The organism is Rhodococcus olei, from assembly GCF_039540555.1.
GTDB classification, from domain to species: Bacteria; Actinomycetota; Actinomycetes; order Mycobacteriales; family Mycobacteriaceae; genus Rhodococcus_G; species Rhodococcus_G olei.
Genome location: NZ_BAABFB010000024.1, coordinates 143,671 through 155,724, shown reverse-complemented (window position 1 = coordinate 155,724; position 12,054 = coordinate 143,671). Strand labels below are relative to the sequence as shown.

General features: G+C 67.8%; 13 protein-coding genes. 1 reads left to right on the top strand and 12 read right to left on the bottom strand.

What is annotated here, in order from left to right:
- Nucleotides 1-445: 445 nt before the first annotated feature.
- Nucleotides 446-1,708, bottom strand: coding sequence for a UDP-N-acetylglucosamine 1-carboxyvinyltransferase (gene murA, locus ABD951_RS06305; RefSeq protein WP_345342910.1), 1,263 nt, complete (start codon nt 1,706-1,708; stop codon nt 446-448).
- A 59-nt stretch (nt 1,709-1,767) separates the two neighbouring features.
- On the opposite strand from murA, the gene ABD951_RS06300 reads away from it, so the two are divergent.
- Nucleotides 1,768-2,349 (top strand): cob(I)yrinic acid a,c-diamide adenosyltransferase, encoded by a 582-nt coding sequence (locus ABD951_RS06300; protein ID WP_345342909.1) that lies wholly within the window; start codon nt 1,768-1,770, stop codon nt 2,347-2,349.
- A 54-nt stretch (nt 2,350-2,403) separates the two neighbouring features.
- Here ABD951_RS06300 and ABD951_RS06295 read toward each other — a convergent pair whose 3' ends face one another.
- The 11 genes from ABD951_RS06295 to ABD951_RS06245 form a co-directional block, all read right to left on the bottom strand.
- Complete coding sequence (locus ABD951_RS06295; RefSeq protein WP_345342908.1) at nt 2,404-2,838, bottom strand: DUF2550 domain-containing protein; 435 nt, start codon at nt 2,836-2,838, stop codon at nt 2,404-2,406.
- A 50-nt stretch (nt 2,839-2,888) separates the two neighbouring features.
- A complete protein-coding gene (locus ABD951_RS06290; RefSeq protein ID WP_345342907.1) occupies nt 2,889-3,257 on the bottom strand; it encodes a F0F1 ATP synthase subunit epsilon in 369 nt (122 codons plus the stop codon).
- Nucleotides 3,258-3,263: 6 nt separating this feature from the next.
- Nucleotides 3,264-4,712 (bottom strand): F0F1 ATP synthase subunit beta, encoded by a 1,449-nt coding sequence (gene atpD, locus ABD951_RS06285; protein WP_345342906.1) that lies wholly within the window; start codon nt 4,710-4,712, stop codon nt 3,264-3,266.
- Between the two features lie 6 nt (nt 4,713-4,718).
- Nucleotides 4,719-5,690: a F0F1 ATP synthase subunit gamma gene (locus ABD951_RS06280; RefSeq protein WP_345342905.1), complete on the bottom strand. Its 972-nt coding sequence runs from the start codon at nt 5,688-5,690 to the stop codon at nt 4,719-4,721.
- A gap of 47 nt (nt 5,691-5,737) precedes the next feature.
- On the bottom strand, nt 5,738-7,381 hold the full coding sequence (gene atpA / locus ABD951_RS06275; protein ID WP_345342904.1) for a F0F1 ATP synthase subunit alpha: 1,644 nt from the start codon (nt 7,379-7,381) through the stop codon (nt 5,738-5,740).
- A gap of 79 nt (nt 7,382-7,460) precedes the next feature.
- Nucleotides 7,461-8,285, bottom strand: a complete 825-nt coding sequence (locus ABD951_RS06270) for a F0F1 ATP synthase subunit delta (RefSeq protein WP_345342903.1) — start codon at nt 8,283-8,285, stop codon at nt 7,461-7,463.
- Nucleotides 8,286-8,290: 5 nt separating this feature from the next.
- The gene (locus ABD951_RS06265) at nt 8,291-8,851 is read right to left on the bottom strand and encodes a F0F1 ATP synthase subunit B (protein ID WP_345342902.1); all 561 of its coding nucleotides are present in this window, start codon (nt 8,849-8,851) and stop codon (nt 8,291-8,293) included.
- Between the two features lie 7 nt (nt 8,852-8,858).
- On the bottom strand, nt 8,859-9,107 hold the full coding sequence (locus ABD951_RS06260) for an ATP synthase F0 subunit C (protein WP_027503025.1): 249 nt from the start codon (nt 9,105-9,107) through the stop codon (nt 8,859-8,861).
- 73 nt (nt 9,108-9,180) lie between these two features.
- Nucleotides 9,181-9,999, bottom strand: a complete 819-nt coding sequence (atpB, locus tag ABD951_RS06255) for a F0F1 ATP synthase subunit A (RefSeq protein WP_486374950.1) — start codon at nt 9,997-9,999, stop codon at nt 9,181-9,183.
- 336 nt (nt 10,000-10,335) lie between these two features.
- The gene (locus ABD951_RS06250; protein WP_345342901.1) at nt 10,336-10,791 is read right to left on the bottom strand and encodes a Cg1360 family ATP-synthase-associated protein; all 456 of its coding nucleotides are present in this window, start codon (nt 10,789-10,791) and stop codon (nt 10,336-10,338) included.
- Nucleotides 10,792-10,844: 53 nt separating this feature from the next.
- Nucleotides 10,845-12,047, bottom strand: coding sequence for a glycosyltransferase family 4 protein (locus tag ABD951_RS06245; RefSeq protein WP_345342900.1), 1,203 nt, complete (start codon nt 12,045-12,047; stop codon nt 10,845-10,847).
- Nucleotides 12,048-12,054 lie beyond the last annotated feature (7 nt).

Here is a 12,054-nt window from a genome sequence, read left to right as displayed (position 1 = left end):
TACCAAAAATATTGGCACTGACATTCATCGGCACACTGTTGAGTTCTCAAAGAACACGCACACACCATCGATCCCGAGATTCTCTCTCGGCCTCTCCGGGGCAACTGTTCCAGCCTAACCCATCACCATCCCCGGCGCAAACGCCGACGTAATCGGTTCTGAGTGGCTTGTCAGGCGCCTTCGTCCAACCTCGTTCGCTCTCACCCCGGGGGGGCGGAGTCGGTGTCCGTGTCGCTCTGACTCGACAAAAGTTACGTGGCCGTGAACGCCGACGCAAATCCGCTGGTCACACCGCTTACCCGCCGGAGAACCCGCTGGTCGCGCCGCTCCCACCCGCCCGAACCCGCGGATTCCGCCCGGTGTGACGCCGCACACCCCGTCCCCGCCGGGATACGACGAAGGGCGCCACCGTGGACCGGTGACGCCCTTTCGACGATGGTGGCGATCAGTCGTGCTCCCCCACTCGCACGATGTCTCCGCCGAGCTCCGACAGGTTCTCCACGAACCGCGGATAGCCACGGTCGATGTGGTAGACGTCGTGCACTTCCGTCGTCCCGTCGGCGACCAGGCCGGCGAGAACGAGACCCGCGCCGGCCCTGATGTCCGACGACCACACCGGTGCACTCGACAGACGCGGGATTCCCCGCACGACCGCGTGGTGCCCGTCCGTTCGGGCGTCGGCGCCGAGCCGGATCATCTCCTCCACGAACCGGAACCGCGCCTCGAAGACGTTCTCGGTGATCATCGAGGTGCCGTCGGCGACGGCCGCGAGACCGATCGCCATCGGCTGCAGGTCGGTCGGGAATCCGGGGAACGGCAGCGTGGCGAAGTTGACCGCCCGCGGGCGACCGTCCTGCACCACCCGGAACCCGTCCGCCTCGGTCGTGACCTGCGAGCCCGCGGCACGCAGCTTGTCGAGCACCAACGCGAGGTGCTTCGGGTTGATCCCCCGGACCGTGACGTCACCGCGGGTCATCGCCGCCGCGATGCCCCACGTCGCCGCGACGATCCGGTCACCGATGACGCGGTGGGTGGTCGGCTGCAGCGCGGGGACGCCCTCGATCGTCAGGGTGGAGGTGCCCGCGCCCTCGATCTTCGCCCCCATCCGGCCCAGCATGTTGCACAGGTCGACGATGTCGGGTTCGCGGGCCGCGTTGTCGATCACCGTCTCGCCCTTGGCCAGGACCGCGGCCATCAGGATGTTCTCGGTCGCCCCGACCGACGGGAACGCCAGCCGGATGCTCGCACCGTGCAGGTCGTCGGCGTCCGCGACGACGCAGCCGTGCTGGATCTCGCTGTGGGCACCGAGCAGACGCAGTCCGCTCTGGTGCATGTCGAGCGGTCGCGACCCGATCGCGTCACCGCCGGGCAGCGCCACCACCGCCCGCCGGCACCGAGCCACGAGCGGACCGAGCACACACACCGAGGCCCGGAACTGGGTGACCGCCGGGAAGTCCGCGTGATACTTCGGTTCTGCCGGAGTCGTGATCCGCACCTCGTCACCCTCGAGCACGACCTCGCACCCGAGCCCCCTCAGGACTTCCGCCATCAGCGGCACATCGAGGATGTCGGGGCAGTTGGTGATCGTGCTGGTGCCTTCCGCCAGCAACGCGGCCGCCATGAGTTTCAGGACGCTGTTCTTCGCGCCCCCGACCGACACCTCACCCGACAGTCTGTTGCCACCGGTGACCAGAAACCGTTCACTCACAGTCGCACAGCCTAACCAGGCCGGCCCGGCACCTGCCGAGACAGCGGTACCGTGACCGCATGGCAGTGCACCTGACCCGCATCTACACCCGCACCGGAGACGACGGCACCACCGGACTGAGTGACTTCTCCCGGGTGTCGAAGAACGATCCCCGGCTGATCGCGTACGCCGACTGCGACGAGGCCAACGCCGCACTGGGCCTCGCACAGGCCCTCGGCTCCCCCGACGAGAGGATGACCGGCGTTCTCCGCCAGGTCCAGAACGACCTTTTCGACGCCGGCGCGGACCTGTCGACGCCGGTCGTCCCGGATCCGAAGTACCCCCCGCTGCGGATCACCCCGGAGTACGTCGAGCGCCTCGAGGCGTGGTGCGACGAGTTCAACGACGAACTGCAGCCGCTGAATTCGTTCATCCTGCCCGGCGGCACGGTACTGGCGGCGCAGCTACACGTCGCCCGGACCGTGGTCCGCCGCGCGGAACGATCGGCCTGGGCGGCGGTGGAGGCCGCGCCCGAGGACACCAGCGCGCTGCCGGCGAAGTACCTGAACCGGCTCTCGGACCTGCTCTTCATCCTCGGCCGTGTCGCCAACCCGGGCGGCGACGTGCTCTGGCGACCCGGCGGTACCCCACCGACGGCCTGATCCCGTCTCCCGAAACGCGAGAACCCCGACCGGTCGCCGGTCGGGGTTCGTTCGTCAGTCGGTCAATCCGGTGGGGCGTCCGCGTACCGATCGTCCCGACGGCCGGGACTCGACCCAGGACAGGAACGCGGTCAGTGCACCGTGATCGAGCGCGAACTCGAACGACCGGTCACCGTCACGCACGCCGACGACCACGATCTCGTCGGTCATGATGTCGTACTCGGTGTCGCGCGGGGACCGCCGCTCACCGAGTTCGATGCCCTGCCGCCAGATCCGCTGGTCGGGGCCCGGCCGCAGGCTCGACAGCTTGAAGAACACCAGCGATTCCTCGCCGTAGCGGATGATCCCGTGTCGCCAGCCGATTCCGGTCTCGGCGGGGAGCACCCGCAGGATCGTCGCCGTGCCCCCGCGGCGCAGCACCGTCAGCCGGTACACGAAAGCCGCGACGAGGGCCGCGAGCAGCACCACCAGAATGAAGAGAACGATCACTCCAGCAGTCACTACTCGTCGGCCCTCGTCGCGGCTTCTCGTGGTACCGGTCAGGCCCGCTCGACAGCGCGGAGCTGGCCCTTGGCGATCGCGATCGCCTCGTCGGAGGCCGTGGTGTCGGCGAGGACGGCCTTGGCGGCGTCGACGTCGACGTCCCCGGAGAAGTCCGCGGACTCCGCCAGGATCGTCACGGTCTTGCCGGTCACCGAGAGGAAGCCACCGTGCACCGCCGCGACGAGTCGCTCGCCGTCGGTGGTGGTGATGGCAACGGTCCCGGCCTCGACCAGCTGGCCGAGGACCGGCTCGTGACCGTACATGATGCCGATCTCGCCCTCGGTGGTCTGGGCGCTGACGAGCGTCGCCTGCCCCGACCACAGCCGCCGCTCCACGGCGACGAGCTCAACGGTCATCTCAGCCATCGTCGACTACTTTCCGGCGATCTTGGCGGCAGCGGCCTCGACGTCGTCGAGTCCACCGCAGCTGTTGAAGGCCTGCTCCGGCAGGTGGTCGAACTCACCCTTGCAGACGCGGTCGAAGGCCTCGATCGTGTCGCGCAGCGGCACGACGGAGCCGGGCTCACCGGTGAACTTCTCGGCGACGATGAAGTTCTGGCCGAGGAACTTCTGCAGACGGCGCGCACGGCCGACGAGGACCTTGTCCTCTTCCTGCAGCTCGTCCATGCCGAGGATGGCGATGATGTCCTGCAGTTCCTTGTACTTCTGCAGGATCCGCTTGACCTCGTTGGCGACCCGGAAGTGCTCGGCACCGACGATGCCGGGCTCGAGGATGCGCGAGGTCGAGGTCAGCGGGTCCACAGCGGGGTAGATACCCATCTGCGAAATCGGACGCGAGAGCTCGGTCGTCGCATCGAGGTGCGCGAACGTGGTGGCCGGCGCGGGGTCCGTGTAGTCGTCGGCGGGCACGTAGATGGCCTGCAGCGAGGTGATGGACTTACCGCGGGTCGAGGTGATGCGCTCCTGGAGCTCGCCCATCTCGTCCGCCAGGGTCGGCTGGTAACCCACGGCCGACGGCATGCGGCCGAGCAGGGTCGAGACCTCGGAGCCGGCCTGCGTGAAGCGGAAGATGTTGTCGATGAACAGCAGCACGTCCTGACCCTGCACATCGCGGAAGTACTCCGCCATGGTCAGCGCCGACAGGGCGACGCGCATACGCGTTCCCGGCGGCTCGTCCATCTGGCCGAAGACGAGGGCGGTGTCCTGGAGGACGCCCATCTCTTCCATCTCCAGGTGGAGGTCGGTGCCCTCACGGGTGCGCTCACCGACACCCGCGAACACCGAGGTTCCGGAGAACTCGCGGGCGATACGGGTGATCATCTCCTGGATCAGAACGGTCTTGCCGACGCCGGCGCCACCGAACAGACCGATCTTGCCGCCCTTGACGTACGGGGTCAGCAGGTCGATGACCTTGATGCCGGTCTCGAGGATCTCGGTCTTGCCCTCGAGCTGGTCGAAGGCCGGCGGCTTGCGGTGGATGCCCCACTGCTCGCCGTCACGACCGGTGCCGGGAGCGTCGAGGCAGTCGCCGAGGGCGTTGAACACGTGGCCCTTGACGACGTCGCCGACGGGAACCGAGATCGGCCGACCCGAGTCGACGACCGCGGCGCCACGCACCAGGCCGTCGGTCGGCTGCATCGAGATGGTGCGCACCAGGTTGTCGCCCAGGTGCTGCGCCACCTCGAGGGTCAGCGTCTTGGCCACGGACGGGAGGGTGACCTCCGCGTTCAGGGCGTTGAACAGGGCGGGGACGGCGCCACGCGGGAACTCAACGTCCACAACGGGACCGATGACCCGCACGACCCGGCCGGACGTGGTGCCCGCGCCGTTCGCGTTGGTTTGGGTAACTGCTGCGGTCATGTGCTCTTAGTCACTTCCTGCGCTCGAGGCGAGCGCATTCGCGCCACCGACGATCTCGCTGATTTCCTGGGTGATCTGGGCCTGGCGAACCTGGTTGGCCTCGCGGCTCAGGGTGTTCACCAGCTCGTTCGCGTTGTCCGTGGCCGCCTTCATGGCGGTACGGCGTGCGGCCGACTCCGACGCCGCGGCATCGAGCAGCGACGAGTAGATGCGGGTGTTGATGTACTTCGGCAGGAGGGCGGACAGCAGCGTCCCGGCCTCCGGCTCGAAGTCGTACTGGGCCGTCGGCTCGGCACCGTTCGAGTCGGAGAGCATGTCCTCGCCGAGCTCGAAGTTCTCGTCCTGGTAGCTGACCTCCAGCGGCGCCATCCGGCGAACCTCCGGAGACTGCGTCAGCATCGACACGAACTTCGTGTAGACGATGTGCAGCTCGTCGACACCCTCGACGGTGCCCTCGCCGTTGTACGCCGGAACCTCGGCTCCGGAACCGGCCATGAACAGCTCGACGAGGTGCCGGCTGGCCCGCGCCGCGTCGGCGTAGCCCGGATCCTGGGAGAACCCGGTCCAGGCACCCTTCACGTCCCGGTCACGGAACGTGTAGTAGGTCAGGCCCTTGGTGCCGAGCACGTAGAGCACGGGCTCCTTGCCCTCGCTGCGCAGCAGCTGGAACAGCTCCTCGGCCTCCTTGAGGACGTTGGAGTTGTAGCCACCACACATGCCGCGGTCACTGGTGACCACGAGCACGGCCGCACGCTTCGGGTTCGGGCGCTCGTTCAGCAGCGGGTGGTCGAGGGAACCCGAGGCGCTCGCCAGCGCGGAGAGCACCTTGGTGATCTCCTCGGCGTACGGCTTTGAGGCCGCGACCCGAACCTGCGCCTTGGTGATGCGGGAGGTGGCGATCAGCTCCTGCGCCTTGGTGATCTTCTTGGTCGAGTTGACTGACTTGATGCGGGAGCGCAGTTCGCGCAGGCTTGCCATCTACTCAGTCCCTCCTTCCCCACGAGAATCCGTCACGGCCGTCACGCTCACTTGGCGACGTGCTTGCGAGTGACGGAAACCTGCTCCTGGCTGACCTCGTCGGCACCGAGCGGGGCGGCCTCGGCCTCGTTGACGACACGGCTGCCGTCGGAGGCGAGGAAGCCCTGCTTGAACTTGTCGGTCGCGGCCTTGAGAGCCTCGATCGAGCCGTCCTCGAGCGCCTTGCCGCCCTTGATCTGCTCGTACACGCCCGCGGCGTTGCGGTGCAGGTCCTCGAGCAGCTCGGCCTCGAACCGGCGCACGTCGTCGACGGGCACGGAGTCGTAGACACCCTCGCCGGCGAGGTAGATCGACACGATCTGGTCCTCGACCGCGATCGGGCTGTACTGGTCCTGCTTGAGCAGCTCGACCAGACGCTGGCCACGCTCGAGCTGGGCCTTCGAGGCCTCGTCCAGGTCGGAGGCGAAGGCCGAGAAGGCCTCCAGCTCGCGGAACTGGGCGAGCTCGAGACGCAGCGAGCCCGAGACCTTCTTCATGCCCTTGGTCTGCGCGGCGCCACCGACTCGGGAGACCGAGATACCGACGTTGATCGCGGGGCGGACGCCCTTGTTGAACAGGTCGGACTCGAGGAACACCTGACCGTCGGTGATCGAGATGACGTTGGTCGGGATGTACGCCGAGACGTCGTTGGCCTTGGTCTCGATGATCGGCAGCGCGGTCAGCGAACCGCCACCGAGCGCGTCGGACAGCTTGGCCGACCGCTCCAGCAGACGGGAGTGCAGGTAGAAGACGTCACCCGGGTAGGCCTCACGTCCCGGCGGGCGACGCAGCAGCAGCGAGATGGCGCGGTACGCCTCGGCCTGCTTGGTCAGGTCGTCGAACACGATCAGGACGTGCTTGCCCTGGTACATCCAGTGCTGGCCGATGGCCGAGCCGGTGTACGGGGCCAGCCACTTGAAGCCGGCGGAGTCCGAGGCGGGGGCCGCGACGATGGTGGTGTACTCCATCGCGCCGTTCTCCTCCAGCGCCTGCTTGACGCCGGCGATGGTGGAGCCCTTCTGGCCGATCGCGACGTAGATGCAGCGGACCTGCTGCTTCGGGTCGCCGGTCGCCCAGTTCGCCTTCTGGTTCAGGATCGCGTCGATGCAGACCGCGGTCTTGCCGGTCTTGCGGTCGCCGATGACGAGCTGGCGCTGGCCACGGCCGATCGGGGTCATCGCGTCGATGGCCTTGATGCCGGTCTGCAGCGGCTCCTCGACGGGCTGACGCTCGAGAACGGTCGCGGCCTGCAGCTCGAGGGCGCGGTTCTCGGTCGACTCGATCTCGCCCAGGCCGTCGATCGGCTGGCCGAGCGGGTTGACGACGCGGCCCAGGAAGCCGTCGCCGACGGGAACGGAGAGGACGTCGCCGGTCCGCTTGACCTGCTGGCCCTCTTCGATGTCCTGGAAGTCACCCAGGATGACGGCACCGATCTCGGTGGCCTCCAGGTTCAGGGCGACACCGAGGACGCCGCCGGGGAACTCCAGCAGCTCGTTGGCCATCGCCGAAGGCAGGCCGGTGACGTGCGCAATGCCGTCACTGGTGTCGGACACCGTGCCGACCTCCTCACGGGAGGCCTCCGGGGAGTAGCTCGCGGTGTAGTTCTCGATCGCGCTACGGATCTCGTCGGAGGAGATCGTCAGCTCCGCCATGTTCTTCCTGCTCTCGGTATCTGGTCTCGAAAATGGTTCGGGAGGGTGGGTGCTGCGGGGCGCAGCAGGTGGACGCCGGCTACTTGAGGTTCTTGCGCAGCGACGCGAGTCGTCCCGCGGCGCTGCCGTCGATGACCTCGTCACCCACGCGGACCACGAGTCCACCGAGGAGCTCGGGGTCGACCTCCACGTGCACGGTGACAGGCTTCCCGTAGGTCCTGGTCAGCGTCTCGGCGAGGCGCTCGGTCTGGGCGACCGACAGCGGCAGGGCGCTGCGCACGTGCGCGACCGCCTTGTCGCGGCGGGCCGCGGCCAGCTCGGACAGCTCGTTGAACGCGTCCGCCGGAGCCGACTGCAGGCGGCCGACCGCCTGACCCGCCAACGCCTCGGTGACCGCCGTGACCTTGCCGTACAGCAGCTTGGACAGCAGCTCGCGCTTGGCCGCAACCGGACGGGCACGATCGGACAGGCTCTGCTCGAGGTCGGGGTTGCCCGCCACGATGCGACCGAGCCGGAACAGCTCGTCCTCGACGGTGTCGAGCTGGTTCTGGTCGTCGGCCGCGCGCAGCAGCGACTCCCGGCCCAGCCGGACCAGCGAGTTCCGCAGGTCCGCCGAGGTCGACCAGTCCTGAACGGCCGCGGTCTTCAGGGTCGCCAGGGTCTCGGCGGACACCTTGCCCGAGAACACCTGCTCGGCAAGGTTTTCCCGGACGGCCGCGGGAGCCGACGGATCGGCCAGCGCGGCGCGGAGGGTGCGCTGGCCGTCGAGAACCTCGACCGCCGTGAACAGCTCCGCGCCGGTCTGTGCCGCAGCCGCGGTCGCCGCGCCGGCCGACACCGCGGCCAACGCTGATTCCAGGGCGCTCCTCGTCCGAGTCAGCGCCTCACGGCTTGCTGCGTACATGGTGCTCACTTTCCGTTTGCGGAGTCAGCGCTGACGGTGTCGAGTTCGCTGAGGAAACGGTCGATCGTGCCGGCCCGCTTCACGTCGTCGGCGAGGGTCTCACCGATGACCTTCTCGGCGAGGTCGACCGCGGTGCGGCCGAGATCGCTGCGGAGCTCCGCGACGATCTGCTGACGCTGGGCGGCGAGCTGGCTGCTGCCGGCGGCAACGATCCGGTCGCTCTCCTCCTGCGCCTGCACCTTCATCTCGTTGATGATCTGCTGCCCCTGGGTACGGGCATCCTCACGGATGGCCGCAGCCTCGGTACGGGCGTCGGCGAGCTGGGCGCGGTACTGCTCCAGCGCGGCCTTCGCCTCCGTCTGGGCCTCTTCGGCCCGCTTGATGCCGCCCTCGATCTGGTCGGAGCGATCGGCCAGGACCTGCTGGAACTTCGGAAGGATGAACTTCCAGAAGACGAAGCCGATGACGACGACACAGACCAGCGACCAGACGATGTCATAGGTCTCGGGGACGAGAGGATTGATGTCCTCCGTCTCCGAGGCCGCGATCACTGCAATGTTCGACATGGCGAGATCAGAAAATGAAGCCGGCGACGAGGCCGATCAGCGCCAGGGCCTCGGTGAACGCGATACCGAGGAACATGTTGGTACGGATCTGGCCGGCCAGCTCGGGCTGACGCGCGATGCCCTCGATGGCCTTGCCGACGACGATGCCCACGCCGATGCCGGGGCCGATGGCAGCGAGGCCGTAACCGATGGCGCCGTAGCCCTTACCGGTGGTGGTCTGCTCGACGGCTTCCTGTGCCAGGTACGCGAGGCTCATGTGGATTCGTTCCCTTTCTGTTGCCCGCCGCCGGGTTCGGCGGAGGGTCAGTTTGTGTGGTGCGTGATGCGGGTCAGTGCGAGTCGGCGTGCAACGCCAGGTCGATGTACACGGCGGTCAGCAGGGCGAAGACGTACGCCTGCAGGAAGATCACCAGCAACTCGAAGAGGGTGAAGCCCAGGCCGGCTGCCAGCGAGAACACACCGAAGACCTTCATTCCGGCGGCGGCCTCGAAGAAGAAGAACTGGGTGGCGCTGAAGAACAGCACGAGCATGATGTGACCGGCCAGCATGTTGGCCATGAGTCGGACGGTCAGCGTGAACGGACGCAGGATGAACGTCGAGACGAACTCGATCGGGATCAGCAGGAAGTGCAGCGCGATCGGGACGTTCGGAACGACGATGCTGCTCTTGACGTACTTGAAGAAGCCGTACTTCTTGATGCCCACGTAGTTGAACGTGACGTAGGCCAGCGCGGCCAGCACCAGCGGCATGCCGATACGGGCGTTCGAGGAGATGTTCAAGAACGGGATGACGCTGGTGATGTTCAGGAACAGCACGGTGAAGAAGATCGTGACCAGGACGGGCAGGAACCGCTTGCCCTGTTCCTTCCCGAGCACCTCGTCGGCGATCTGGTCCTTGACGAAGCTCAGGCCGATCTCCGCCACGTTCTGCGCGCCGCGCGGAATCAGCTTCGGGCTGCGCATCGCGAACGCGAAGACGCCGAGCAGGACGACCGTCATCAGGATGCGGATCAGCATCAGACGGTCGAGCTCGAACGGCGTGCCCTCGAACAGCACGGCGGGAGGGAAGAAGTCTGCAAGTGACGGCGGATGGAACTCCGCGGCCAGGGTGGTGACGCTCAGCGGTCTCTCCCGTAGTCGTGGCCGCAGGCGGCATCGCCTGCGGTTCGATCGGACATTGACGAACTAACAAGTCGACAAGGTCGGCTCGCGTATTCGTCAGCCGCTGTGGCAGGTCCGAATCCAGGAGGATTCCGGTGCCTCACGTCTGTCGGTGTCGGCGACTTTCGTCGACTCGGCGGCCCCACCACGCACAGTTTCGTACTACGAAACACTCGAACGGGAGACACCTGTGCGACCGCCGGCCGACGCTCGTTCGTCTGATTCGCGCCGTTCCAGCACCCGCGTTGGCCCTGACCTTATCAATACATCTACGACGTTGTGTAGACGGGGGGTACCACATGTCCCCGACGGCGGGCCGTAGTACTACTTTTCGTCGGACTTCTGGTCGGGGGCGTCCACGTAGGGCACCTTCACCCGGAGCAGCCCATAGGTCTCGGCGCCCAGCACGATCACGAGCGCGAGCACGATGACGATGACCAGCGCCGGCTTGCTGTAGAAGTCCATGCCCTTGAGCAGGCCGAGTACCAGGATCGCCAGGATCATCTTCAGCAACCAGCTGCCGAGCAGGATCAGTCCGGACGTGGCCGGCGGCAGCTTCTCGGTGAACAGCACCGCGAGCGCCGTGCACAGGATGAATCCGCCGCCGACCGCGACGCCGATCAGCGCACCCCACAGGCCCGCCCACCCCGCAACCAGGGATGCGACCGCCGCGCTCACGACCGCCAGAGCCGCCAGGCCCATGACTCCCCAGCGCACCGCGGCGCGCAGGGGTGCGGACGGATCGGGCACGGGTTCGGGAGAGAAGCTCACGGTCCACAAGCCTAGGGCAACGTCTCCCGGCTCCCCCGTGCGGCGCCCCCGGCGCCGTCCGGTCACCCGCCGCTGTGCTCGCGACCGCGGACCTGCTGCAGCCGCAGCGACGGGACCGCGGTCACCACCAGTGCGAACACCAGACCGCCGGCGAGCAGGAGCACCACGATGCGCCGGTCGAACAGCGCGGACCCGACCGCGCCGAACGCCAGGACCCCGACCCACAGGTAGATCAGCAGCACGACCCGTCGGTGCGAGTGCCCGATCTGGAGCAGCCGGTGATGCAGGTGCATCTTGTCCGGCGCGAAGGGGCTGCGCCCGGCCATCGTCCGCCGCACCACGGCGAGCAGCAGGTCGAGGATCGGGATGAACATCACCGCACCGACGAGCAACAGCGGCGACAGCAGACCGAGCATATCGCGGGACCCGTAGGCGTTCAACGGAATCCGGCCGGAGGCACTGGTCGAGATCGCCGCGAGCATCAGCCCGATCAGCATCGACCCCGAGTCCCCCATGAAGATCCGCGCGGGCTGGAAGTTGTGCGGCAGGAAGCCGAGGCAGGCGCCGGCGAGCGCCGCCGCGAGCATCGCGGGCGGATACGCGCTGACGTCGCCGCCCTGTTCGTGGAGCAGGCCGACCGAGAACACGCAGATCGCCACCGACGCGATCAGGCCGAGCCCGGCGGCGAGTCCGTCCAGGCCGTCGACGAAGTTCATCGCGTTGATCATCACGACCGCGACGAGCACGGTGAACAGCCCGCCCTGCAGCTGGTCGAGGACGACCGTCGTGCCGCCGCCGAACGGGATGTAGAGCACCAGCCAGCTCACACCCATCACGACCATCACCCCGGCCGCGGTGACCTGGCCGACGAACTTGGTGAGCGCGTCGAGCCCCCACCGGTCGTCGATGAAGCCGACCGCGACGATCACCGTGGCGGACACCAGTGCCGCCGGGATGTCCTTCGTGTTGTATTCGAAGCCGCGGGTCAGCGCCGGCAGCTGCTGGGCGAACAGCAGCGCGGCGGCGAACCCGAGGTACATCCCGAGGCCGCCGAGTCGCGGCGTCGGGGTGACGTGCACGTCGCGGTCGCGTGGGACGGCGACCGCACCGAACTTGAGCGCGAACAACCGCACCGCGCCGGTCGCGAGGAACGTCACGACCGCGGCGGTGAACAGCACCAGCAGCAGCTCGCGCAGCGGCACCCCCGCCCCGCGGCTCACCGGGGTGTCCGCGGCGAGCAGGAGGGTGTGGTCGACGACGGTCACTGCGCGG